20 protein-coding genes are annotated in these 24,092 nt (G+C 65.8%); 19 read left to right on the forward strand and 1 reads right to left on the reverse strand.

Features of this window, described 5'->3' with window-relative positions; all coding sequences use genetic code 11:
* The first annotated feature begins 4 nt into the window (after window positions 1–4).
* The 18 genes from QPK29_RS29380 to QPK29_RS29465 all read left to right on the forward strand — a co-directional run bounded on the left by QPK29_RS29380 (window position 5) and on the right by QPK29_RS29465 (window position 22,895).
* A complete protein-coding gene (locus QPK29_RS29380; RefSeq protein WP_082579125.1) occupies window positions 5–781 on the forward strand; it encodes a glycosyltransferase family 2 protein in 777 nt (258 codons plus the stop codon).
* 366 nt (window positions 782–1,147) lie between these two features.
* Window positions 1,148–3,379, forward strand: coding sequence for a heparinase II/III domain-containing protein (locus QPK29_RS29385; RefSeq protein WP_056127057.1), 2,232 nt, complete (start codon window positions 1,148–1,150; stop codon window positions 3,377–3,379).
* Window positions 3,380–3,426: 47 nt separating this feature from the next.
* On the forward strand, window positions 3,427–4,284 hold the full coding sequence (locus tag QPK29_RS29390; protein ID WP_371771776.1) for a beta-1,6-N-acetylglucosaminyltransferase: 858 nt from the start codon (window positions 3,427–3,429) through the stop codon (window positions 4,282–4,284).
* Window positions 4,285–4,368: 84 nt separating this feature from the next.
* On the forward strand, window positions 4,369–5,577 hold the full coding sequence (locus QPK29_RS29395; protein WP_371771775.1) for a glycosyltransferase: 1,209 nt from the start codon (window positions 4,369–4,371) through the stop codon (window positions 5,575–5,577).
* A gap of 2 nt (window positions 5,578–5,579) precedes the next feature.
* Entirely contained in the window at window positions 5,580–6,866 is a 1,287-nt protein-coding gene (locus tag QPK29_RS29400) for a phenylacetate--CoA ligase family protein (RefSeq protein WP_371771774.1), read from the forward strand.
* Between the two features lie 86 nt (window positions 6,867–6,952).
* Complete coding sequence (locus QPK29_RS29405) at window positions 6,953–8,041, forward strand: glycosyltransferase family 4 protein (protein WP_371771773.1); 1,089 nt, start codon at window positions 6,953–6,955, stop codon at window positions 8,039–8,041.
* Window positions 8,041–10,011 carry a heparinase II/III family protein gene (locus QPK29_RS29410; RefSeq protein WP_371771772.1) on the forward strand — a complete coding sequence of 657 codons (1,971 nt, stop codon included), beginning with the start codon at window positions 8,041–8,043 and terminating at the stop codon, window positions 10,009–10,011. Before QPK29_RS29405 ends, QPK29_RS29410 begins: the two co-directional genes overlap by 1 nt.
* Window positions 10,012–10,045: 34 nt before the next feature.
* Entirely contained in the window at window positions 10,046–11,170 is a 1,125-nt protein-coding gene (wecB, locus tag QPK29_RS29415; protein ID WP_371771771.1) for a non-hydrolyzing UDP-N-acetylglucosamine 2-epimerase, read from the forward strand.
* A gap of 15 nt (window positions 11,171–11,185) precedes the next feature.
* On the forward strand, window positions 11,186–11,935 hold the full coding sequence (locus QPK29_RS29420; protein ID WP_371764728.1) for a WecB/TagA/CpsF family glycosyltransferase: 750 nt from the start codon (window positions 11,186–11,188) through the stop codon (window positions 11,933–11,935).
* A 137-nt stretch (window positions 11,936–12,072) separates the two neighbouring features.
* On the forward strand, window positions 12,073–13,071 hold the full coding sequence (gene galE, locus QPK29_RS29425) for a UDP-glucose 4-epimerase GalE (RefSeq protein WP_056127067.1): 999 nt from the start codon (window positions 12,073–12,075) through the stop codon (window positions 13,069–13,071).
* An 18-nt stretch (window positions 13,072–13,089) separates the two neighbouring features.
* On the forward strand, window positions 13,090–14,256 hold the full coding sequence (locus QPK29_RS29430; RefSeq protein ID WP_056127070.1) for a sugar phosphate nucleotidyltransferase: 1,167 nt from the start codon (window positions 13,090–13,092) through the stop codon (window positions 14,254–14,256).
* Window positions 14,253–15,671 carry a mannose-1-phosphate guanylyltransferase/mannose-6-phosphate isomerase gene (locus QPK29_RS29435; protein ID WP_371771770.1) on the forward strand — a complete coding sequence of 473 codons (1,419 nt, stop codon included), beginning with the start codon at window positions 14,253–14,255 and terminating at the stop codon, window positions 15,669–15,671. Before QPK29_RS29430 ends, QPK29_RS29435 begins: the two co-directional genes overlap by 4 nt.
* 121 nt (window positions 15,672–15,792) lie before the next feature.
* Window positions 15,793–16,506, forward strand: coding sequence for a PEP_CTERM-anchored TLD domain-containing protein (locus QPK29_RS29440; protein ID WP_371771769.1), 714 nt, complete (start codon window positions 15,793–15,795; stop codon window positions 16,504–16,506).
* 75 nt (window positions 16,507–16,581) lie between these two features.
* Window positions 16,582–17,610 (forward strand): TIGR03790 family protein, encoded by a 1,029-nt coding sequence (locus QPK29_RS29445; RefSeq protein ID WP_371771768.1) that lies wholly within the window; start codon window positions 16,582–16,584, stop codon window positions 17,608–17,610.
* Between the two features lie 101 nt (window positions 17,611–17,711).
* Entirely contained in the window at window positions 17,712–20,699 is a 2,988-nt protein-coding gene (locus tag QPK29_RS29450) for an ExeM/NucH family extracellular endonuclease (protein WP_371771767.1), read from the forward strand.
* 14 nt (window positions 20,700–20,713) lie between these two features.
* Window positions 20,714–21,274 carry an NF038129 family PEP-CTERM protein gene (locus QPK29_RS29455; protein ID WP_371771766.1) on the forward strand — a complete coding sequence of 187 codons (561 nt, stop codon included), beginning with the start codon at window positions 20,714–20,716 and terminating at the stop codon, window positions 21,272–21,274.
* 215 nt (window positions 21,275–21,489) lie between these two features.
* On the forward strand, window positions 21,490–22,173 hold the full coding sequence (locus QPK29_RS29460; protein WP_371771765.1) for a winged helix-turn-helix domain-containing protein: 684 nt from the start codon (window positions 21,490–21,492) through the stop codon (window positions 22,171–22,173).
* A 2-nt stretch (window positions 22,174–22,175) separates the two neighbouring features.
* The gene (locus tag QPK29_RS29465) at window positions 22,176–22,895 is read left to right on the forward strand and encodes a LuxR C-terminal-related transcriptional regulator (protein ID WP_371771764.1); all 720 of its coding nucleotides are present in this window, start codon (window positions 22,176–22,178) and stop codon (window positions 22,893–22,895) included.
* Here QPK29_RS29465 and QPK29_RS29470 read toward each other — a convergent pair whose 3' ends face one another.
* Entirely contained in the window at window positions 22,896–23,156 is a 261-nt protein-coding gene (locus QPK29_RS29470; protein WP_056127085.1) for a hypothetical protein, read from the reverse strand.
* Between the two features lie 472 nt (window positions 23,157–23,628).
* Between QPK29_RS29470 and gspG the strand changes: the two genes are divergently transcribed.
* Window positions 23,629–24,072: a type II secretion system major pseudopilin GspG gene (gspG, locus tag QPK29_RS29475; RefSeq protein WP_056127088.1), complete on the forward strand. Its 444-nt coding sequence runs from the start codon at window positions 23,629–23,631 to the stop codon at window positions 24,070–24,072.
* Window positions 24,073–24,092: the final 20 nt, after the last annotated feature.

Genomic DNA, 24,092 nt, shown 5'->3' on the forward strand with positions numbered 1-24,092 from the left:
TCCCATGAACAAACCGACCTTTTCGATCGTCACGTGCACCTGGAACAGCGCCGCCACCCTGGCCGACACCCTCGCATCCGTCCAGCGGCAGACCTGCCAGGACGTCGAACACATCTTCGTCGACGGCGGTTCCACCGACGGCACGCTGGAGATGATCGCCGCGTACCCGGGCAGGAAGCGCGTGCTGCGCGACGTGGGCGGCGGCATCAGCCGCGCCATGAACCAGGGCATCGAAGCGGCCACCGGCGAGTACGTGGCGCACCTGCATTCGGACGATTACTACGCCAGCGACGACGTGCTGCACGTCGTCGCGGAGCGCTTCGCCAGCGAACGCGTGGACTGGGTGTTCGGCACCGTGCAGGTGTTAAAGGATGGCCAGCTGGTTCCGCCGTACCGCATGGTGCCGTTCAGCTACCACGCGTTCGCGGCGGGCCGCGCGTCCGTGCCGCATCCGGCCGTCTTCATCCGCCGCAGCGCGTTCGGCCGCGTGGGCATGTTCGACGAAACACTGAAATACGCGATGGACATCGACCTGTGGCTGCGCCTGGGCAAGGTGGCGCAGCCGGCCACGATCGCCCGGCCCTTGACCGTGTTCCGCGACCATGCGGGCAGCGTTTCGTCCGCCAACAAGATCAAGGCGCGCCAGGAAGAGTTCCAGGTCCGGCGCCGCTACCTGAAGGAGGCGCCGCTCGCGTTCGGCCTGTATTGCCTGCGCTACGCCAGGCGCATGCGCGCGCTGCGCGCCGAGGCGCACGCCGGCGTACCGGTAATGCAATCGTAATGTTTGTTCCGGATTAAATAAATAACATGATTGTCGAAGTCATTAATTCGATGACGAATCGATCAACTTTGCCGAAATAACTGCACAGTTTTCAAAAAGCCTTTTCTTTTAAAAAAAAGCTTTTAGCTGCCTGGAAATATTACCGTTAATAAGGGGTCTACAGGGTCGTCCGATTTGTGGGGTATACGAGAAAAATCTTTGATTTCTAAGGGGATTTTTCCGCGAGAAAATTTATTTACGGTACTATTTCTCGTATCGAACAGCGCTCATTTGCATCAGCAGAGCGCTTCAAGCAAATCGGGCCCTGGCTTCCTGCCGACGGGCTGACCCTCTAGTCGTCCAGTTAATATTTCTCGGAGCAAGTACATGAAATTTCACCGGAAGGGCGTCGTCGCCGTCGCTGCACTGTCGTCGCTGTTGATGTCGTTCAGCGCGCGCGCCGACTGGGCCCAATCCACCGATCCCCTGGTCGTCCAGCCCGCGCCGGCCAATGGCGCCGTGCAGGCACAGAACCCGCCGGGATTTGCCTGGGCGCGTCATCCGACCGGTCCGGCCAGCTACGAGATCGAGATCACCCCGTCGGGCGGCTCGCCGGTGAAGGCGACGGTCGAGCGCAACTGGTACCTGCCGACCAAGGCATTGGCGCTGGGCAATTACACGTGGCGCGTGCGCCCCGCCGGTTCGACGGAATGGTCGACCCCGCGCGCGTTCGCGATCACGAGCAAGTCGACCGTGTTCGAAGTGCCCGACAACGCCACGCTGCGTTCGCGCATCCTGAACAAGGCGCGTCCCCGTTCGCTGGCCCCGTCGTTCACCGCGTACTCGACGTGGAGCTCGGCCAGGAAGGCCGACCTGGATCCGTACGTCAGCCGCATCATCAACGAAGTCAAGCTGCAGATGACGGCGCTGCCCGACCTGTCCGATTCGCGCTGGCCGATCGTGATCGCGTCGCCGCTGACGGCGCAGATGGCCTCGCAGCAGACCGACGTGCGCAACCGCATCAACGAATCGTCGCGCCAGCTGGAAGCGGCCGCGGTGCTGTGGCGCCTGAAGAAGGACCCGGTCCACCTGGCCGAAGCGCTCAAGCGCGGCGACCAGCTGGCCTCGCTGAATCCGGCCGGCCCCACCAGCTACGCCAACCAGGACCAGGCCACGCGCCAGATCGCGCTGTCGCTGCTGAAGGGCATGGACCTGCTGGCCGGTGACCTGGACGCGACCCGCAAGGCCAGGTGGCTCGGCGTCGTCAAGACGCGCGTGACGGAAATGTACGGCAACATCGCAGGCGACAACGGCCGCCTCGACCAGTACCCGTTCGATTCGCACGGCAATACGCTGATGATCTACATGGCGCTGATCTCGACCTTGGCGCTGGGCGACATCCCGGAAGCGCAGACGTGGTTCGACTTCACGTTCCGCGCGTACGTGAACACCCCGTCGCCGTGGTCCGGTGCGGAAGGCGGCTACGCCAACGGCACCGCCTACGCCGAGTACGCGGCGGGCTACATGACGGCGCTGTGGGACCCGATCGTCCAGGCGACCGGCGTGAACCTGTACGCCAAGCCGTGGACGCTGGGCTTCCTCGATTTCGCGACGCAGTTCACGCCGCCGGGCTCGAAAGTCCACGCTTTCGGCGACGGCTCCGAGACGAAGCCGGACCCGCGCGTGTTCCGCGCCTTCGCCAACCGCATGGTGTCGCCGCGCGCCGCCTGGTACGTGGCCAACCTGCCGGGCCTCGAGGATTCGCTGTCCGTGGTCGAAGCGCCGTATCCGATGCCGGTGAGCGGCACGACGCTGAAGGTCCCGCCCTCGAACTCGGCCTACTACCCGAGCACCGGCTGGGTCGCGATGCACAGCGACATCGGCTCGACGGGCCGCACATCGTTCTACTTCAAGTCCAGCCCGTACGGCTCGTTCAACCACAGCCACGGCGACCAGAACGGCCTGCTGCTGTCGGTCGCCGGCCAGCCGCTGCTGGTGAAGGCCGGTTGGTACGACTGGTACGGTTCGCCGCTGTGGACCGACTGGTACCACCAGACCAAGTCGCAGAACGCGGTCACGTTCGACGGCGGCAAGGGCCAGGTGGTCACCGGCTACCGCGAACAGCTGCAGCGCAACGGCCGCGTCACCGGCTTCTCGGCCCAGTCGACCTACGACTACGCCGAAGGCGACGCGACCCCGTCGTACGGCGGCCAGCTGACGATGGCCAAGCGCCAGATCTGGTACCTGCACGGCCAGAACGCGATGGTCGTGCGCGACAAGATGCAGGCGGTCGTCGCCCACACGTACGAGTGGAACTTCCACGCGCCGGTGGCGATGACGGTCGAAAGCCCGTCGAGCGTCAAGATCGCGGCGGGCGGCCAGTCGGTGTGCCTGCGCGACCTGAACGGCAATGCGCCGTTCGCCAAGTGGAGCGGCCCGGCGCCCAAGTCCGGCGTGACGGAAGACCACGGCGCGTTCTACCTGAAGAACGACGGCAAGTCGGCGGCCGAGTTCCTCGTGCTGATCGACGTCGGCTGCAAGCGTCCCACCACCAAGGTCGCCACGTCGGGCACGACCCGCACGCTGACGGTCGGTACGCAGTCGGTGAACCTGAACTGACCCAGCCGTCACGTGGTGTCGTCACGCCCCGTGCTAGACTCGGCGCGATGACGACACAGGTATTCCTGATCCAGGCACACAAGGACCTGGACCAGCTCAATGCGCTGGTCGAGCAGCTGCGCGACGACGATTTTCGCGTGGTTGTGAACCTCGACCGCAAGTGCGCGCTCGACCCCGCCGCCGTGCACCCGTCCGCGCGGCTCGTGCGCGACCGCGTCGACGTCCACTGGGGCACGTTCAGCCAGGTGCAGGCGGTGCTGAACTCCCTCGCACAGATCGTGGCCGAGGTGCCCGATTTCGACAAGGTCATCTTCCTGTCCGCCCAGGACTTCCCGTTGCTGTCGAATGCGCGCCTGAAAGAAGCGCTCGCGCGCCACGCCCACCAGGAACTGCTGGACACCGTCGCCATCGGCACCGGACCGCGCCAGTGGGCGGCCGGCTTCCGTTACCAGTATTTCTACCGCGACGACGGCCCGCGCCTGCTGCGCTGGGCCTGCCGCATCGTCAACCGCGCGATGCGCGCGACGGGCATCACGCGCCGCCTGCCTGGCGGCATGCGGCCATACGGCGGCTCGTCGTGGTGGGCGCTGTCGCGCGCCTGCGTGCAGGACATCCTCGCGCGCGTCGCGCGCGACCCCGGCCTCGTGCGCTTCTTCCGCCGCTGCGCGTGTCCGGACGAGATGTTCTTCCAGACCCTCGTGATGAATTCGCCGTTCGCGCTCCGCGTGTTGGGCCAGAATTTCCGCTACGTCCAGTGGCCCGAACACGGCGCCCGCAACCCGAAAATCCTCGACGAGGGCGACTTCGAGCGCATCGCCGCGTCGCGCGCCCACTTCTGCCGCAAGATCGACAGCGAGGCCAGCGCCGCGCTGCTGCCGCGCCTGCTCGCGCTCAGGGCCGCCTAGGTTTCCTTAAGACTCGCGCAATTGTGCGCAGTGACGAGTAAGCTAGAATCGGATTCCATGCGTTGTTCATAAGGCAAGGAATCCATGCGCTCCATCCTCTTTGTCGTCCGCGATCCATTGCCCCCCATCCGCGCCGACGTGCGCACCCTGTTCGGCACGGAGATGCCCCGCTACGGCGTGGCGACGGAGCTGGTGGGGCAGGGCGGCAGCGGCGATGCGTCGCCGTGGCCGGCCGGCGGCATGCACGTCGTCGGTTCGCTGCGCAGCCGCTTCGCCAGCGTGTGCGCGCCGCTGTGGGACCTGCTGGGCCTCGTGCGTGCGCTGCGCCACGGCCGGCCCGACTGCATCCAGGTGCGCGACAAGATCGCCAGCGGCGTGCTCGGACGCATCGTGGCCGCGCTGCTGCGCGTGCCGTTCCTCTACTGGATGTCGTTCCCCATCGTCGAAGGCTTCGAGGTCCGGCGCGACGACATCGGGCGTCACGGCCGCGGCCTGAAATGGCTGGGCCATGCGCTGCGCGCGTGGGCATCGCGCGCGGCCATCTACCGCTTCGTGCTGCCCGGCGCGCGCCACGTGTTCGTGCAGAGCGATGCGATGGCCGACTGGCTCGCCGCGAAAGGTTTCGATCGTTCGACCATGACGGCCGTGCCGATGGGCGTGGACGCCCAGTTGTTCGACCGCGCCAATGTCGAACCGGTCGACGATCCGCGCCTGGATAACCGCCGCGTCGTGCTGTACCTGGGCCGCATCGCCCGTTCGCGCCGCTCCGACTTCCTGCTCGACGTGGCGGACAGGCTGCGTGCAAACAATCCCGACGTGCTGCTCGTGATCGCCGGCGACGCCCCGTCCGACGACGAGATGGCGTGGATGCGCCGCGAAATCGCCCGCCGCGGCCTCGACGGCCACGTGTTGCTGACGGGCTGGCTGCCCCAGCGCACGGCGCTCGGCTATGCCGTGCGGGCCGAGGTGGGCCTGTCGCCGATCCCGCGCGGCACCTTGTTCGACGTGTCGTCGCCCACGAAACTCGTCGAATACCTGGCGCTCGGCATCCCCAGCGTCGCCAACGATATCCCCGACCAGAAACTTGTCATCGACGAGAGCGGGGCGGGCCTGTGCGTGACCATGGAGCCGGTGCCGTTCGCCGATGCCGTTCTGCAATTGTTAAATGATGGGGCGCTTGCCGCCGAGTTCGCATTACGTGGGCCACCGTACGTAACCAGCCACCGAACGTATGATATTCTCGGTAACAATGTTGCAAAAACTTACAAAAAAATCCTGACGGAGTCGCGGTAACAATGTCGATGTGGACCTACTCGCTGAAGTGCTCGCTGCGTTCGCTCGTGCGCGAAGTGGTCCGCAACGTCTGGGGCAGGGCGTTCGTCTATCCGGGCCTGGTCGCGAACGAACGCTCGCGCGAGGCGCTCGCCGCGTACGTCGCGCGGCGCGCCCGCCAGGTCGGCGTGCCGCTGGACGGCAACGGGACGGCGCTGCCGCGGCTGTCCGCCGGCAGCGCCATGCTGACGAAGGCCGACGTGCGCCAGCACCCGGAACGACTGGTGCGCCCGCGCGGCCCCGGTTCGTGGATCCGCACGACCATCAAGACGAGCGGCACGTCCGGCTCGCCGCTGACCATCGTGCAGTCGCTCGCCAACCTCGTGCGCGAGGAAGGTTTCGTGCACCGCCAGCTGCAATGGATAGGCTGGCGCAAAGGCCAGCCGCGCGCGTGGATCCGCGGCGACATCGTCTGCCCCGACCATCCGGCGGACGGGCGTTACTGGTGCCGCGACTGGGTGGGCAATATGCTCATGATGTCCTCGTACCATTTGTCGAACGATACGATCGGCCGCTACATAGCCGAACTGGAACGCTTCGATCCCGTCGTGATCCACGCGTACCCGTCGTCGATCGCGGCGCTGGCCGCGTGGCTCAACGCGGCCGGTAGAAGCTATCGCGGACGCGCCCTCCGGGGCGTGATGACGTCGTCCGAGACACTGGCGCCGGACGTGCGCGCGGCCGTGGAGCAGGCATTCGGCGTGAAGGTGTTCGACTGGTACGGCCAGGCCGAGCGCGTGGCCGCCATCGGCACGTGCGAGGAGGGCCGTTACCACGTGCTCACGGATTATTCCGGCGTCGCGCTGCTGGATACCGAGGGCGGTGCCTGCGAACTGGTCGGCACGTCGCTGAACAATGCCGCGATGCCGCTCGTGCGCTACCGCACGGGCGACACCGTGATCCCGGACGGAGAACCTTGCCCCTGCGGCCGGGTGTTCCCGACGATCAAGGCCGTGATCGGGCGCCAGGAAAAGATCGTCACCCTGCCGGACGGCCGCATCATCGCCCGGCTGGACCGCGTTTTCCAGGGCCATGACCGGCACCTCGTCGAAGGGCAGGTGCTGTACCGCGGCGCCGGCGAGTTCGTGCTGCGGGTCGTCACGGCCGACGGTTTTTCGGATGCGGACGAGCGGGCGCTGGTCGACAAGTTCCTGCTGCGCGTGCCCGGTGTGAAGGTGCGCGTCGAGCGCGTGGCGGCGATTCCGCGTGGGCCGAACGGCAAGTTCGAGTTCATCGCGATCGAGAGTTGAAGCGTGCGCACGGCGGAAAAATCATGATGTACTATCGAAATATTGTCCATTTCATAAGGGCTTGAGCGTTGGAACGACCAGCACAGATGCGGACGAAGGCCCCGCCACGGGTCCTGATGGTCGGCACCGCGCTCGAAGGCAGGGGCGGGGTGGCGGCAGTGGTGTCCGTGCTGCGCCGTCATGGCCTGTTCGAGCGCGAATCGGTGCGCTACGTGACCACGCACCGCGACGGTTCGCCGCTCGTGAAGGTGCAGGGTGCATTGGCCGGGTTCTGGCAGACGCTCGTCGCCTGCCTGGTGCGGCATCCGGCCGTCGTCCACGTGCACGCGGCGTCGCACGCCAGCTTCCTGCGCAAGTCGGTCGTGCTGCTGATCGCGCGCCTGGCCGGTTGCAAGACCATTTTCCACCTGCACGGTGGCGGCTTCCGCACGTTCGCCGCCGAGGAAGCGGGCTTCCTGCTGCGGCGCTGGATCCGCCACACGCTGGAAGCGAGTTCGCGCGTGATCACCCTGTCCGAAAGCTGGGCCCAGTTCGTGCACGCGTTCGCGCCGCGCGCCCGCGTGGCCGTCGTGCCGAATGCCGTGCCGCTGCCGGTGCTGCCGTCCATGGACGCCGCCGTGCCCGGCCGCATCCTGTTCCTCGGCCGGCTGGAAACGGCCAAGGGCGTGCATGAATTGCTGGAAGCGGGCGCCCGCATGGTGCGCGAAGCATCGGGCCCGACGCCGCTGCGCCTCGTGTTCGGCGGCGAAGGCGACGCGCGAGGGGTGCGCCGGCGCGCGGCCGAGCTGGGCATCGCCGAACGCATCGAATTGCTGGGCTGGGTCGGCCCCGAGGCGCGCGACGCCGAGCTGGCGAAGGCCAGCGTGTTCTGCCTGCCTTCCCACGCGGAAGGCTTGCCGATGTCGATGCTGGAAGCGATGGCGGCGCGCAAGGCCGTCGTCGCGACGCACGTCGGCGGCATTCCCGAAACCCTGCGCGACGGCGACAACGGCCTGCTGGTGCCGCCGCGCGACGAACGGGCGCTCGCCAGGGCGCTTGCACGACTCCTGGGCGATACCGCCCTGCGCGACCGGCTGGCGGAACGTGCGCGCGCAACCATCGAACAACAATACTCAACCGAGGTGGTGTGCGGGCAATTGTCCGCAATCTACCGTGAACTGGCGGGGACACGATGATGAGCGAAGCGACAGGGATGGTCTGGCTGGTCAACCGATTGCGCTGCATGTCCGTGGCCGAGGTCGGCTATCGGATCCAGCAGGCGGCTGTCACGCGCGTGGCGAAACGCATGCGCGCCCGCGCCGCGCCGCCGCTGCCCCGGGCCCGCACGTTCAGCGTCCGCGGGGCACCCACCGCGTTGCCCGCCATCTTGCAGGCCGAGCGCGACGCATTGCTGGCGGACGCCGACAGCATCTGCGCCGGCCACGTCGTCCTGTTCGCCAACCGTAGATTCGATGTCGGCATGCCGCCCGTGTGGAACCGCGATCCGGACAGCGGCGTCGTCGGACCCGCCATCTACGCGGGCGACATCACGATCACGAACCGCGAACAGGTCGGCGACATCAAGCACGTGTGGGAACTGAACCGCCACCTGCACCTCGTGCGCCTCGCGCAGGCGTGGGCCGTGACGAACGACGTCGCCTGGCTGCACGCGCTGCAGGCGCAGCTGCGCAGCTGGCTCGACCAGTGCCCGCCGCTCGTCGGCCCCAACTGGACGAGCTCGCTGGAACTGGGCATCCGCCTCATCAACTGGGGCCTCGTGTGGCAGATGATCGGCGGCGAAGGCAGCGGCCTGTTCGCGGGCGAGGAGGGCCAGCGCCTGCGCGCCGACTGGCTGGACAGCATCCACGCCCACTGCACCGCGATCGCGCGGCATTTATCCCGCCATTCGTCGGCGAACAATCACCTGATCGGCGAACTGGCCGGCCTGTACGTGGGCGCGTCGATCTGGCCGTGCTGGAAGTCGTCGGGCGCGTGGCTGGAACAGGCGCGGCGCGAGCTGGAGCACGAAGCGCAGGCGCAGTTCTCGCGCGACGGCGTGAACCGCGAGCAGGCGTTCGCGTACCACATCTTTTCGTCCGAATTCCTGTTCGTGGCGGGCCTCGTCGGCCAGGCCTGCGACCACCCGTTCTCGCGCGCCTACTGGACCGCGTTGCTGCGCGCGCTGCGCTTCCTGCGCTCCGTGCGCGACCTGGAGGGCAACGTGCCGATGGTCGGTGACGCGGACGACGGCATCGTGTTCCGGCTGGATTCTCCCGGCAGCGACCGCGCCGAACAACTGCTGGCGCTGGGCGACGCCGTGCTGCGCCGCAGCCAGCCCACGCATCCCGGCGTGCGCTGGCTGCTGCACACCTTGCCCGGCAAGCGGCCGGAAGCGGATCCGCACGAGTCGGAGACGGGCTGGGCGTTCCCGGACGGGGGCTATTTGTTGTTCGGGTCGCACTTCGGCGAGCCCGGCGAGATCAAGGGCATGGTCGATTGCGGCCCGCTGGGCTATCTCGGCATCGCCGCGCACGGCCATGCGGACGCGCTGGCGCTGACGCTCTCCATCGGCGGCGAGGAGTGCCTCGTCGATCCCGGCACGTATTCGTACTGGCAGGAACCCAAGTGGCGCGACTATTTCCGCGGCACGTCGGCGCACAACACGGTGCGCATCGACGGGCTCGACCAGTCGGTGTCCGGCGGGCGCTTCATGTGGCTGAAAAAGGCGCGGGCCTCGATCGAGCGCATGCCGCAATCGCCGCACGAATTCGATTTCCGCGGTTCGCACGACGGTTACGAGCGCCTCGCCGATCCCGTCCGGCACATGCGCAGTGTCCGGTTCGACGCGGCGAGCGCGACCCTGACGGTGCGCGACGAGATCGCCGCCAAGAAACATCACCAGGTCGAGCTGTTCTGGCATTTCGCGCCCGGCCTGGACGTGCGCCTGAACAGCGCCGGCCTGCACGTGCGGGGCAAGCGCTTCGCGCTGCAGATGCATGCGCATGGGGCCGACCTGAAGCTGGAACTGGTGCGCGGCAACGAAAATCCGCCGCTCGGCTGGTACTCGCGCTGCTATGAAAGCAGGCAGCCGTGCGACGTTCTGAAGATCAGCACCGTATCGTCCGCCGTTCCGGTCGAGTGCAAGTTTACAATAACGTTTTTCTAACAGCGTTTTTCCATAACTAAAGGGATTGTTTCAAATGCTCATCTATCTGGTCGCAGGTGCCCGCCCCAACTTCATGAAGATCGCGCCGATCGTGCGCGCGCTGCAGGCACGCGCGGATGCGCCGGCGTTCAAGATCATCCACACGGGGCAGCACTACGACCGCGAGATGAACGATGTGTTCTTCGAAGAACTGGGCATCCCGCAGCCGGACGTGTTCATGGCGGCAGGCGGCGGCAGCCACGCCCAGCAGACGGCCAAGATCATGATCGGCTTCGAAGAGCTGTGCCAGGGCGAGCGCCCGGACGCCGTGCTCGTCGTGGGCGACGTGAATTCGACGCTCGCGTGCTCGATCGTCGCCAAGAAACTGAACATCCCGGTCGCCCACGTCGAGGCCGGCCTGCGCAGCTTCGATATGGCGATGCCGGAGGAAATCAACCGTCTCGTCACGGACAGCATCTCCGACTGGTTCTTCGTCACGGAGCCGTCGGCCGTGGAACACCTGCGCCGCGAAGGCAAGAAAGAGGACGCGATCCACTACGTCGGCCACGTGATGGTCGACAACGTGCTGTACCAGGCCGAAAAGCTCGGCAGCGCGGACGCGTCCGCGTTCGAGACGAGCAAGTGGAAGGCCGAACGCAAAAAAGGGGGCAACGGCGCCGGCGAGCGCTACGGCGTCGTGACACTGCATCGCCCGAGCAACGTCGACGATGCGGCCACGTTCGCGCGCATCGCCGGCGCGCTGAAGGAAATCGCGGCCGACCTGCCGCTGATCTTCCCCGTGCACCCGCGCACCCGCGCGAACATCGAGAAGTTCGGCATCGACCTCGGTCCGAACATCACCCTGGCGGGCCCGCAGGCCTATATGGCGTTCCTGAACCTGTGGAAGGACGCGGCTGTCGTGCTGACGGACAGCGGCGGCCTGCAGGAAGAAACGACGGCGCTGGGCGTGCCCTGCGTCACGATCCGCGAGAACACGGAACGCCCCGTGACCGTGGACGAAGGTTCGAACGTGCTGGCCGGCACCGACCCGGCCGCGATCCTCCTCGAGGCGCGCAAGATCCTGCGCGGCGAGGGCAAGCAGGGCCGCCGGCCGCACCTGTGGGACGGCAAGGCGGCGGAACGCATCGTGGACGTCCTGACGAAGGAAATCCGCGGATAACGCCATGGAGTAGACATGAACGAGCGCATCACGCTGATGGGGTGCTCCATCGACAACCTGACGATGGAAGAGACATTGCAGACGGTCGAGGGGTTCATCCATAGCGGACGGCCCCATCAACACGTGGTGGTCAACGTCGACAAGCTGGTCAAGGCCAGCCGCGATCCGGAACTGCGCCGGATCATCAACGATTGCGCGCTCGTGAATGTCGACGGCATGCCGGTCGTGTGGGCGTCGCGCCTGCTGGGCCGGCCGCTGAAGGAACGGGTCGCGGGCTGCGACCTGTTCGAGGCGCTGATGCGGCGCGCGGGCGAGAAGGGCTGGCGCGTGTTCCTGCTCGGCGCCAAAGAGGAAGTGGTGAGCAAGGTGGCGTCCACGTACCGGCACAGATACCCGAACCTGGTGCTGGCCGGCTACCGCAACGGTTACTGGAAGGGCGAGGCGGAAGAAGCGGACGTGGTCGAGCAGATCCGCGCCGCGCGCCCCGACCTGTTGTTCGTGGCGATCAGTTCGCCCAAGAAGGAGCAGTTCCTCGGCCGCTGGCAGGCCGAGATGAAGGTGCCGTTCGCCATGGGCGTCGGCGGGACCTTCGACGTGGCGATCGGACACGTCAAGCGCGCCCCGCTCTGGATGCAGAAGTCCGGGCTGGAATGGTTCTACCGTTTCCTGCAGGAGCCGCGCCGTATGTTCCGTCGGTATTTTATCGAGGACATGGCCTTCATCTGGCTGTTCCTCAAGGAGTTGAAGTTGAAGGGCGCACGATAGCGTCCACGAGGTTGCAGTACACCAAAACACCAGACAGGGATGGCGCGGGAGGAGTTCCGCGCCGACAACATAACGATGCGCGCCGGCTCAAGGAATGGGCACGGCGGCGGCAACACTTTTAAGAAAGAAGAGCATTCATGAAGATTCTCGTTACTGGCGGCATGGGTTACATCGGTTCGCACACCGTCGTGGAACTGCAGAACGCCGGCCACGACGTGGTCGTGTACGACAACCTGTACAACGCGGTGCGTTCCGTGCAAGACCGCGTGCAAAAGATCACCGGCAAGCCCTTCGAATTCGTCGAAGGCGACATCCGCGACCGCGCGGCCATGGAAGCCGTGTTCGGTGCACACAAGATCGATGCCGTGATCCACTTCGCCGGCCTGAAGGCGGTCGGCGAATCGGTGGCGCAGCCGCTGCGCTACTACGACAACAACGTCTACGGCAGCGTCGCGCTGTTCGAGACGATGGCCAAGTTCGGCTGCAAGACGCTCGTGTTCTCGTCGTCGGCCACCGTGTATGGCGATCCGGCCTCGGTGCCGATCAAGGAGGACTTCCCGCTGTCGGCCACCAATCCGTATGGCCGCAGCAAGCTGATGATCGAAGACATCCTGCGCGACGTGTTCAAGGCCGAGCCGGACTGGCGCATCGCCCTGCTGCGCTATTTCAACCCGGTCGGCGCCCATGAAAGCGGCCTGATCGGCGAGGAGCCGAACGGCATCCCCAACAACCTGGTGCCGTACATCGCCCAGGTCGCCAACGGCCAGCGCGAAAAGCTGTCCGTGTTCGGCGGCGACTACCCGACGCCGGACGGCACCGGCATGCGCGACTACATCCACGTCGTCGACCTGGCCATCGGCCACGTCAAGACCCTGGACAAGCTGGCACAGGGTGCCGGCCTGCACACGTACAACCTCGGCACCGGCAATGGCAACAGCGTGCTGGAAATGGTGCATGCCTTCGAGAAGGCCTGCGGCAAGCCGATCGCCTACCAGATCGTTGACCGTCGCCCCGGCGACATTGCCAAGTGCTACGCCGACCCGACGAAAGCGCGCGAGGAACTCGGTTGGACCGCGCAGCGTGACATCGCTCAGATGTGCGCTGATTCCTGGCGCTACCAGACTACCCCAAAATAAACGTATGAGGACCGAACCATGAAAGCGATGATTCTTGCAGCAGGCAAAGGTACGCGTGTACGTCCGTTGACCTATGACCTGCCGAAACCGATGATCCCCGTGCTGGGCAAGCCCGTGATGGCCTACCTGATCGAGCACCTGCGCAAGCACGGCGTGACCGAGATCATGGTGAACGTCAGCCACCTGCACGAAAAGATCGAGGAATACTTCGGCGAGGGCGAGCAGTACGGCGTCCAGATCGGCTATTCCTTCGAAGGCTACACGAAGGAAGACGGCGAAGTCGTCGCCGTGCCGATCGGTTCGGCCGGCGGCATGAAGAAGATCCAGGAATTCGGCGGCTTCTTCGACGACACGACCATCGTCCTGTGCGGCGACGCGCTGATCGACCTGGACCTCAAGGCTGCCCTGGCGGAACATCGCCGCAAGGGTGCCATGGCGTCCGTCATCACGAAGGAAGTCCCGTGGGACAAGGTGTCGAGCTATGGCGTCGTCGTGACCGACCAGAACGGCCGCATCACCCAGTTCCAGGAAAAGCCGAAGCAGGAAGACGCGCTGTCGAACTTCATCAGCACCGGCATCTACATCTTCGAACCGGAAGTGATCGACCTGATCCCGTCGGGCGTGGAGTTCGACATCGGTTCCCAACTGTTCCCGCTGCTGGCCGAAAAGGGCATGCCGTTCTATGCCCAGGGCCGTCCGTTCAACTGGCTGGACATCGGCAGCGTGAGCGATTACTGGGAAGTGCTGCAGAACGTGCTGACTGGTGAGGTCAACCATATGGATGTGCCGGGCATCCAGATCGAGCCCGGCCTGTGGACCGGCCTGAACACGAGCATCGACTGGCGGGGCACGACGATCAAGGGCCCCGTCTACATCGGTTCCGGCGTCAAGATCGAGGCCGGCGCCACGATCATCGGCCCCACGTGGATCGGCCACGGCAGCCATATCTGCGAGGGTGCCGAGGTCGTCCGCAGTGTGCTTTTCGAGTACACTCGCGTGCTGAACGACGTGACATTACATGAAATGATCGTTTTCAAAGACTACAGCATCGACCGTGCCGGGGAGATGAAGCATTCCTCCGAGTACAGCTCGTCGGAGTGGCTGAACGCGCGCGACCGTCGCCGCAGCCGGCGCACAGAGCAGGCCGAAGAAACAGACAAGACATTAGAGAAAGCCAACGCATGAAAATTTACCCAGTCATCCTCTCCGGCGGTGCCGGTACCCGTTTGTGGCCGCTGTCGCGGGCAGTGATGCCCAAGCAGCTGCTGCCGCTGGTGACGGACAAGACAATGCTGCAGGAAACCGCGTTGCGGGTCCGCGGCTGGCCGGGGTTGATGGCGCCGCTGGTGGTGTGCGGCAATGAGCACCGCTTCCTCGTGGCCGAGCAGCTGCGCGGCGTCGGCATCACGCCGCACGGCATCCTGCTCGAGCCGGCGGGCCGCAACACGGCCCCGGCCGTGGCAGCCGCGGCGGCCTTCCTGAAAGCGCAGGATCCGGACGCCGTGATGCTCGTGCTGCCGGCCGACCACGTGATCGAAAAGAACGAAGCGTTCCGCATTGCCGTGGAACGCGCGGCGGCGCAGGTGGAGCAGGGCGCGCTGGCCACGTTCGGCATCGTGCCGAGCGCCCCGGAAACCGGCTATGGCTACATCCGCCGCGGCGAGCCGCTGCCGGGCTGCGACGACTGCTACAAGATCGAGCGCTTCGTCGAAAAGCCGGACCGCAACACGGCCGAAGGCTTCGTCGCCGACGGCGGCTTTTACTGGAACAGCGGCATGTTCATGTTCCGTGCCGACCGCTTCCTGTCCGAGATCGAGAAGCACGCGCCGACGATCGCCGAGGCTGCCGGCGCCGCCGTGCAGTCGGCCTACCGCGACCTGGACTTCTGCCGCCTGGACGAAGCCGCGTTCGCCGCGAGCCCGTCCGATTCGATCGACTACGCGGTGATGGAACACACGCGCGACGGCGTCGTCGTCGCGGCCGACATCGGCTGGAGCGACGTCGGTTCCTGGTCGGCGCTGGCCGACGTGCAGGACAAGGATGCCAACGGCAATGCGATCCGCGGCGACGTCTACCTCGACAGCACGAGCAACACGCTCGTGCGCGCCGAGAGCCGCATCGTGGCCGTCGTGGGCGTGAAGGACCTCGTCGTCGTCGAGACGAACGATGCCGTGCTCGTCGCGCACAAGGACATGGTCCAGCGCGTGAAGAACGTCGTCGACCACCTCAAGGGCAACGAGCGCACGGAACACCTGTACCACACGAAGGTGTACCGTCCGTGGGGCTATTACGAAGGCATCGACGCGGGCGACCGCTTCCAGGTCAAGCGCATCTGCGTGAAGCCGGGCGAAAAGCTGTCGCTGCAGATGCACCACCACCGCGCCGAGCACTGGATCGTCGTGTCCGGCACGGCCCGCGTCACGTGCGGCGACAACGTCACCCTGCTGTCCGAGAACGAGTCCACGTACATCCCGATCGGCATGACGCACCGCCTGGAAAACCCGGGCAAGCTGCCGTTGCACCTGATCGAAGTGCAGTCGGGCAGCTACCTCGGCGAGGACGACATCGTCCGCTTCGAGGACATCTACAAACGCGCGTAAGCGTGTCTCCCCGCGTCCGCCCGTGCGGACGCGTCTTTCCCTTGATTCCGTAGCGCTACAGTGCGTATGGCCGCGCGCATGCGGCATACAATGCATCGTCGAAACCCATCGGGGGAACATCATGAAGATGAAGACGATCATCGCGGCATGCGCGCTCGCCGGCGTCGGCGGCACGGCGGCGGCAGGCGATATCATCGGCGGATCTGCTCTGCTGGACGCGGACAGCCACGCCCAACTCGAACGCTGGCTCGGCGCCGGCGAATTCAACCTCAACAATGTGTACACCCTGCGTCCCGGCGATACGTCGGACGCCTTCCATGCCGGCGCGGACGGGAAGGGCGCGACCTTCACCCTGTTCGACGTGACGAACGACGCCGGCGCGAGCTACCTCGTGGGCGGCTACAACCCGCAGAGCTGGGCCTCAAGCGAAGGCTGGCACGAGACCCAGCGCGACTGGCAGCGCACGGCCTTCCTGTTCAACATGACGACCCCGGCCGTGTACCGGCAAGTCCTCACCGACTACGTGCTGCCGAGCCAGGGCTTGCGCCAGACGTACAACGAGGTCGGCTACGGTCCCATCTTCGGTTCCGGGCCGGACCTGTACGTCAACGACGCGTTGACGGCCGCCACGTCGTGGCAACTGAGCTATGGAAATCCGGCGAACGAAGGCTACAGCATCATCGACGGCAGCCTGCACGGCGAGATCGTGAAGCTGAATGCAATGGAAGTGTTCGCGATTTCGCCCGTGCCGGAGCCCGGGAACGTCGCGATGCTGCTGGCTGGCATCTGCATCCTCGGCGTTACCGTGCGCAAGCGTACGCTAAGCCGTTCCTAAGTTGTTTGCCTTGCAAGCTGTGGCATGATGAACGGGAGCCTCGCGCTCCCGTCTTTCATTACGTTGCCACTGCCTATGATCCGGATCCCGAGACTCTGCCTCTTTCTGCTCCTCGCCGCCGTCCTGACGGCACCGGCCCGCGCCCAGTTCGTCAGCGCTTCCAACCTCCAGCCGGATCAGCTGGCGATCGTCATCAACGATGCCGAGCCGAACAGCGTCAAGGTCGGCGAGTACTACCGCAAGCGGCGCGGCATCCCGGCGGCCAATGTCGTGCACGTGCGCATTCCCGGCAAGCCGCACGAGATCAGTCCGGAACGCTTCGCGCAATTGAAGGAAGAGATCGACGCGCACCTGCGGCCCGAGGTGCAGGCCGTGCTGATGGTATGGACGGCGCCGTACAAGGTCGCGTGCAATTCGATCACGGGCGCCTACAGCCTCGGGTTCGATCCCGACCAGTGCATCAAGACGTGTTTGCCGGGGCGGCCGAGCCCTTACTTCAATTCCAGTTCTCCTCGTCCCTACACCGACCTGAAGATCCGCATCTCGATGCTGCTGCCGACGGAATCCGTGGAGCAGGCAAAAGCCCTCATCGACCGCGGCGCCAGCGCGGGTTTCCGGATCGTGCCGGCCACCGCCTACTTCCTGGCGACGTCGGAAAAGGCGCGCAATTCCCGCGCGCAGTTCTTCCCGCCAGCCGGCAGGATCGCCGCGCGCAAGCTGGCGACGAAGACGATGCAGGCCGACGTGCTGGACGGCGCGCAGGACGTCATGATCTACGAGACGGGCATGGCCGAGGTCGCCAAACTGGACACGCTGCATTTCCTGCCCGGCGCGTTGGCGGATCACCTGACGTCGCTGGGCGGCGACCTGCTCGGCGGCGAGCAGATGAGCAGCCTGCGCTGGCTGGAAGCGGGCGCGACCGCCAGTTACGGCACCGTCAGCGAGCCCTGCAACCACTGGCAGAAATTCCCGAATCCGGCGGTGCTGCTCAAGCACTATGTGCAGGGCAATAGCGCAATCGAGGCCTACTGGAAGAGCGTCGCTTGGCCCACGCAGGGCCTGTTCATCGGCGAACCCTTGGCTGCGCCCTACCGCAAACGCTGATTGGTCCGTTCGGACTAATCCGTGGTCATGATGTTGTCAATTTGTGCATTTAATATACATTTGTTAAGTGTTGCATTGACAAATCATTTCCAGGATAACCCATGACACATTTGCATTCTCCAGGACGCATGACCGTGCTGGCCGCGCTGCTGGCCGGCCTGTCCGCCCCCGTGTTCGCCGCGCCGGGCGGTGTCGTCATCAGCCAGGTCTATGGCGGCGGCGGCAATTCCGGCGCCACCTACAAGAACGATTACATCGAGCTGCTGAACACGGGCGACACGGCCGTCACCTTGACCAACTGGAGCGTGCAATACGCATCGGCCACGGGGACGACCTGGCAGGTGACGAAGCTGCCCGCCAGCGTCACGCTGGCCGCCGGCCAGTACTACCTCGTGCACGAGGCGATGGGCAGCGGCGGCACGGATGCGCTGACGCCGGACACCACCGGCACCATCCCGATGAGCGCGACGGCCGGCAAGGTCGCGCTCGTCAACTCGATCACGGCACTGGCGGGCGGCAAGCCGGTCGACAATGTCGTCGACCTCGTCGGCTTCGGCACCACCGCCGGCTATTACGAAGGCTCGGGCGCGACGCCGGCGCCGTCGAACACGCTGGCCGTGATTCGCAAGAACAATGGCTGCCTGGACTCCAACGACAATAGCAGCGACTTCGTCACCGGCGCAGCAAGCCCGCGCACCACGGCCAGCGAACGCATGTCGTGCAGCGGCGGACCGCTGCCGCTGCCGATCGTGCTGGCCTGCCCGGGCAGCGTGGGCATCGACGTGGGCACCGGCACGACCGCGCCGCTGCAGGCGAGCGACGCCGACAGCCTCGTCGACAAGGCCGCCATCAGCAAGGGCGCCGTGTCCGGCATCAGCCTGACGGGCTTCACGCCGGCCACCTCTGATAACCGTACGGCGACCGCGACCCTCGTCGTCGACGCGAGCCTGCCGGCCGGCACATATCCGGTCGAGATCACGTTCGGCAACGACGCGAGCCAGACCGCGAGCTGCACCGTCAACGTGGCCGTCAGCGGCCTCGTCAAGATCCCGCAGATCCAGGGCAGCGGCCTGGCGAGCCCGTACGTGAACACGGTGCAGACCACGTCCGGCGTCGTCACGAAGAAACTGGGCAGCGGCTTCACCATCCAGGATCCGCAGGGCGACGGCGACCCGGACACGTCCGACGCGATCTTCGTGTTCGGCGCCTCGACCGCAGCCGCGGTGAAAGAAGGCGACCTCGTGCGCGTGACGGGCACCGTGACGGAGTTCACGCCGAACGGTGCGAAACGCTCGTACACGGAACTGAAGGACGTCAGCGCCGCCACGGTCCTCGGCAGCGGCAACACGATCCAGCCCGTCAACATCGACCTGCCGACCGAGTTGAGCCACTACGAAGGCATGCTCGTGCGCTTCACGAGTCCGCTGACCGTCAACGGCAACAGCTACCTGGGCGACCGCGGCGAACTGGTGCTGGCCAACGGCCGCCGCGAGACGCCGACGAACCGCTACCGCGCCGGCACGCTTGACGCGAACGCGCTGATCGCCGCCAACGCGCAGAACATGGTGGTCCTGGACGACGGCATCTTCACCGTGCCGCCGCACATCCCTTACCTCGCTGCCGACAAGACCGTGCGCGCGGGCGATACGGTGACGGACCTCGTCGGCGTACTCGACTTCGGCGCCATCGGCGGGGGCGGCGGCTGGTACAAGCTGCAACCGACCGAGACGCCCGTGTTCAGCCGCACGAACGCGCGCGAGGATGCGCCGACCGTCGTGGCGGGCAATGTCCGCGTGGCCAGCGCCAACGTGCTGAACTTCTTCACGACGTTCACGGACGGCACCGACGCATGGGGCCGCACGGGGCAGGGCTGCACGATCGGCTCGTCCGCACCGTCCAGGAGCAATTGCCGCGGCGCCGACAACCTGGCCGAGTTCAACCGCCAGCGCGACAAGATCGTCAATGAATTGAAAGCGATGAACGCGGACGCCGTCGGCCTGATGGAAATCCAGAACAACGGCGACATCACGGTGAGCTACCTCGTCGACGCGCTGAACCAGGCGATCGGCGCGCCCACGCCGACGTACGCCTACGTGGCGAAACCGGCCGCGACGGGCACGGACGCGATCCGCGTGGCGATGATCTACAAACCGGCCGTGCTGACGCCGGTGGGCGGCGCGCTGTCGGACGGCGACGCCGTCAACAACCGTCCGCCGATGGCGCAGACGTTCAAGGTCAACGCGAACGGCGCGAAGTTCTCGCTGATCGTCAACCACCTGAAGTCGAAGGGCAGCTGCGGCGGCGCCGGTGCCGGCGACACGGACGGCGGCGACGGCCAGGGTTGCTGGACCGCCACCCGCGTACTGCAGGCCAAGCGCCTGTTCACCTACTTTATCCCGACCGTCGTGGCGGCCGCGGGCGATCCGGACGTGCTCGCCGTGGGCGACTTCAACGCGTACGGCCATGAAGACCCGATCGCGTACCTGACGGACAACGGCATGGTCAACGAGCTGGAGCGCTTCGTGCGGCCGAACGGCACCCCGTATTCGTACGTGTTCGACGGCCAGAGCGGCTACCTCGACCACGCGCTGGCCAGCGGCGCACTCGACCCGCAGGTGGCCGGCGTGACCGAGTGGCACAACAATGCGGACGAGCCTGATGCGATCGACTACAACCTCGGCGACACCGCCGACGACCCGTACGTGAACAATCCGTTCCGCGCGTCCGACCACGATCCGGTCGTCGTGAGCCTGAACCTGGCGCCGGCCTACGCCGACGTCACGGCCAGCGTGAAGATCGTGCCGGGCACGCTCGGCTACAACCGCGTCACCGGTAAATTCAGCGGCAACGTGACGTTCACGAACACGAGCGGTGCGGCGCTGTCCGGCCCGCTGCAATACGTGCTGCAGGGCCTGCCGGCCGGCGTCACGCTCGACAACCGGAGCGGCGCTTTCAACGGCGCGCCCTACGTGACCTTGCCGGGCACGACCCTCGCACCGGGCGCGGCCGTGACCGTGGCGCTGACCTTCACGAACCCGTCGAAGACGAGCATCACGTTCACGTCCAAACTGTATTCCGGCACCTTTTGATTGAGAGACCGCACATGATGAACCTGAAAACCTTCTTCTCCCGCGCGCTGCTGGCGCTGTCCCTGCTGGCCGGCGCCGCGAGCGCGAACCCGGTCTACCACGTGGCCCTCGACACGACGGGCACGAGCGGCGACGGCTACATGCAGATCGACTTCCTGCCGTTCGCCACGAGCGACGTGCTGACGGCGACGATCAGCGGCCTGGACGGGGCCTTCACGGGCACGCCGTCGTTCGACAACGTGGTGCAATCGGGCGGTTCATACACGTTCTCGAGCGACGCGTTCTCGGAGTTCTTCCAGTCGATCACGCTGGGCGGCAAATTCGGCTTCGACGTGACGTTCGGCGGCGTGCCGACGGACGGCGGCAGCATCGGGCTGTCGGTCAGCCTGCTCGACAGCGTGGGCGACTACCTGTCGTTCCAGGCGGCGCAGATCAGCCTGGTGGCGGGGGAGCCGGCGGCGATTGCCGTCGATCCCGGCTTCGCGACCGTGAATCCGGTGCCGGAGCCGGCGGATTGGTTGATCGTCGCGACCGGCCTGGTCTTGCTGGGGGCGATGCAGCGGCGCCGCGCCTGATTCGTTACTTTGCACCGTCGCTCCCGCGAAAGCGGGAGTCCATGCTGAGCCACTCAGGCCAGCTCAGTATGGATCCCCGCTTGCGCGGGGATGACCGGGGCTGCGTGTCGGTCATTTATTCGATAAACATATGAATTTCCAATAGAAATCATATTGTTCAGAGGACTTTGCTTAGTGCATATTCGTTCCTGTTGTCGCCGAGACAAGGACCTTATATGCGCGCACATGTCCTCGTGGTGGACCCCGACCCGGCCGTCCGCCAACTGCTGGAACTGAACCTGGCCCGTGCCGGCCACGACGTCCGCCTGTGCGCGGACGCCGAGTCGGCGCTCGTCCTGCTCGACGATGCCGTCCCCGACATGCTGCTGCTGGAATGGGACCTGTCCGGCCAGTCGGGCGAAGCGCTGATCCGGCGCCTGCACGCGCAGGCGCGCACGCGCGGGATCGCCATCATCATGGTGTCCGCGCGCGCAGGGGAGCACGACAAGATCCTCGCGCTGGAGGCCGGCGCCGACGACTACCTGACGAAACCGTTCAACCCGCGCGAGCTGCTGGCCCGCATGCAGGCCGTGCTGCGCCGGCGTGCGCCGCATGCGTCCGTCGACGCCGTGCAGATGGCGGGCCTGCACCTCGATCCGTACACGCAGCGCGTGGTGGCCGGGGCGAGCCCCATCGCGCTGGGGCCCGTCGAATTCCGTTTACTAAACTTCCTCATGCACCATCCGGAGCGGGTGCACACCCGCTCGCAATTGCTGGACAAGGTCTGGGGCCGGCACGCCGTGCTGGAGGAGCGCACCGTCGACGCCCACGTGGGCCGCCTGCGCCACGCGCTGCAGCCGAGCGGTCACCAGGAGCATATCGAAACGGTGCGCGGCACCGGCTACCGCTTCGTCGCCTGACCGTGGACCCCGTCGTCATCCTCAGCCGCCAGGAGCAGGAATACCTGCTGTGCGCCATCGAGTCCGGCCTGCGCGTGGCCGGCCCGCACCAGTTCTTCCTGTGGACCCAGGGCCAGGTGCAGGCGCTGTTGCCGCACCGGGTGCTCGTGTGCCTGCAATTCGGCCATGGCGGCGCGCTGGCGCGGGTGGAATGCCTGCACGGCACGGTGCTGGCGCCGGGGGCGCAGCAGGCGTTGACCGATCTGGCGCTGCGCATCGCGCGCGGTGGACGGCTGGCAGCGGCGATCGACGCGCACGAGGCGCCGGACGGCCTGGGCGGCGAGATCCTGCGGCTGGGGTTCGACAACGTGCTCGCGCATGGCACCGGGCCGACGAGCGCCGGGGGCAGCGTGTTTTTAATGTTCGGCCTGGCGGCGCGGCCGACGGCGCGTCACGCGTATTTCCTGGAGCTGCTGCTGCCGCACCTGCACCTGGCGCTGGGGCGGCTGCCGGCGGCGCGGACGGCCGTGGACGGGGCGCCGGCACGTGCGCTCTCCGCGCGCGAGACCGAAATCATCGGCTGGCTGCGGGCGGGGAAGAGCAATGACGAGGTGGGGAGGTTGCTGGGGATCAGTGCGCTGACCGTCAAGAACCATTTGCAGCGGATCTACCGCACGCTCGGCGTCAACAACCGGGCGCATGCGCTGGCGCGCTGCATGGATTTACGGCTGCTGGAGCAGTGATCAGGACTGCGGTGCGTCGGCGGCGGCGCGGCGCATGGCTTCGTAGCGGTAGGCTTCGGCGTTCGCGTCGATGATGCGCAGGCCCTGGCAGCCATCGGCCGCGCAATCCGGGGCGGGCGAGTTGGCCGAGGCGACCTGGGCGGCGCTGCCGGTCATCGCGGCGGTCTGGACCGGCTGGTCGATCTGGGCGCCACTGCCGCAGGCGGCGAGCAGGGTGGCGAGGGTGACGGCGACAGCGGTACGGAAAGCGGAGATTTTCATGATTCAAGGCAACGCAAAACTCATCGATGCGTCACTGTAACCTCGGTTTTTCCGTGGCTCAATATTTTTGTTGTTAATTTCGTGCAAATATTATCTTTTCGAAAGATTTTCGCGTGGAAATAAACGACGATAAGCGATGATGTTAGGAAATATCCTCAAAGAAACTTTAAATGCAGTCGAGAAAAAATCGCGCAAAAACCACATAAATCCTTCTTCAATTAACGAAAAATCATAAAGGATTTCACACAGATAACGGGGTATGCTAGGCAGTCCGTATTCCCGACCCCAGGGATGGGGGGACGATTGCTGTAACAGTGTTCAGGCAAGCAGAACGCGGTTAAAATTTTGCGAACAAGAAATCCGTTCGCGAATTCCACCGACGATCGATGCGGGAAAATGATTTGTCGCCATGACGGGGCCATGGTAGCCTTCACGCAAGGCTTTACACTAAAGCAATAGAGGAGTCGGTTGGATGTATCGTGTGCAGAACCAGGACACCGCCGCGCGGGTCCGCCAGGCTGGTTTTACCCTGCTTGAACTCTTGGTAGTTATCGTTATCATCGGTTTGCTGGCGGCTTACGTCGGCCCGAAATATTTCTCCCAATTGGGCAAATCCGAGGTCACGGTCGCCAAGGCCCAGATCGAAGCGTTCGAAAAATCGCTGGACACGTACCGCCTCGACGTCGGCCGCTATCCGACGACGGAGGAGGGCCTGGCCGCGCTGCTCACGGCGCCGTCGACGGCGTCCGGCAAGTGGAACGGCCCGTACCTGAAGAAGGGTGTCCCGCTCGATCCGTGGGGCCACGCCTACCAGTACCGCGCGCCCGGCACGAAGGGCGAGTACGAAGTACTCTCGCTCGGCAAGGACGGCCAGCCGGGCGGCGAAGGCGAGAACGCCGACCTCAGCTCCCAATAACGCCTCCCGCCTGTCGCTCC

Source organism: Massilia orientalis, assembly GCF_030411975.2.
GTDB classification, from domain to species: domain Bacteria; phylum Pseudomonadota; class Gammaproteobacteria; order Burkholderiales; family Burkholderiaceae_D; genus Telluria; species Telluria orientalis.

Coding starts and splice junctions, on each gene's coding strand:
- QPK29_RS29380 (WP_082579125.1), top strand. CDS start 5: ATGAACAAACCGACCTTTTCGATCGTCACGTGCACCTGGAACAGCGCC.
- QPK29_RS29385 (WP_056127057.1), top strand. CDS start 1,148: ATGAAATTTCACCGGAAGGGCGTCGTCGCCGTCGCTGCACTGTCGTCG.
- QPK29_RS29390 (WP_371771776.1), top strand. CDS start 3,427: ATGACGACACAGGTATTCCTGATCCAGGCACACAAGGACCTGGACCAG.
- QPK29_RS29395 (WP_371771775.1), top strand. CDS start 4,369: ATGCGCTCCATCCTCTTTGTCGTCCGCGATCCATTGCCCCCCATCCGC.
- QPK29_RS29400 (WP_371771774.1), top strand. CDS start 5,580: ATGTCGATGTGGACCTACTCGCTGAAGTGCTCGCTGCGTTCGCTCGTG.
- QPK29_RS29405 (WP_371771773.1), top strand. CDS start 6,953: ATGCGGACGAAGGCCCCGCCACGGGTCCTGATGGTCGGCACCGCGCTC.
- QPK29_RS29410 (WP_371771772.1), top strand. CDS start 8,041: ATGAGCGAAGCGACAGGGATGGTCTGGCTGGTCAACCGATTGCGCTGC.
- wecB (WP_371771771.1), top strand. CDS start 10,046: ATGCTCATCTATCTGGTCGCAGGTGCCCGCCCCAACTTCATGAAGATC.
- QPK29_RS29420 (WP_371764728.1), top strand. CDS start 11,186: ATGAACGAGCGCATCACGCTGATGGGGTGCTCCATCGACAACCTGACG.
- galE (WP_056127067.1), top strand. CDS start 12,073: ATGAAGATTCTCGTTACTGGCGGCATGGGTTACATCGGTTCGCACACC.
- QPK29_RS29430 (WP_056127070.1), top strand. CDS start 13,090: ATGAAAGCGATGATTCTTGCAGCAGGCAAAGGTACGCGTGTACGTCCG.
- QPK29_RS29435 (WP_371771770.1), top strand. CDS start 14,253: ATGAAAATTTACCCAGTCATCCTCTCCGGCGGTGCCGGTACCCGTTTG.
- QPK29_RS29440 (WP_371771769.1), top strand. CDS start 15,793: ATGAAGATGAAGACGATCATCGCGGCATGCGCGCTCGCCGGCGTCGGC.
- QPK29_RS29445 (WP_371771768.1), top strand. CDS start 16,582: ATGATCCGGATCCCGAGACTCTGCCTCTTTCTGCTCCTCGCCGCCGTC.
- QPK29_RS29450 (WP_371771767.1), top strand. CDS start 17,712: ATGACACATTTGCATTCTCCAGGACGCATGACCGTGCTGGCCGCGCTG.
- QPK29_RS29455 (WP_371771766.1), top strand. CDS start 20,714: ATGATGAACCTGAAAACCTTCTTCTCCCGCGCGCTGCTGGCGCTGTCC.
- QPK29_RS29460 (WP_371771765.1), top strand. CDS start 21,490: ATGCGCGCACATGTCCTCGTGGTGGACCCCGACCCGGCCGTCCGCCAA.
- QPK29_RS29470 (WP_056127085.1), bottom strand. CDS start 23,156: ATGAAAATCTCCGCTTTCCGTACCGCTGTCGCCGTCACCCTCGCCACC.
- gspG (WP_056127088.1), top strand. CDS start 23,629: ATGTATCGTGTGCAGAACCAGGACACCGCCGCGCGGGTCCGCCAGGCT.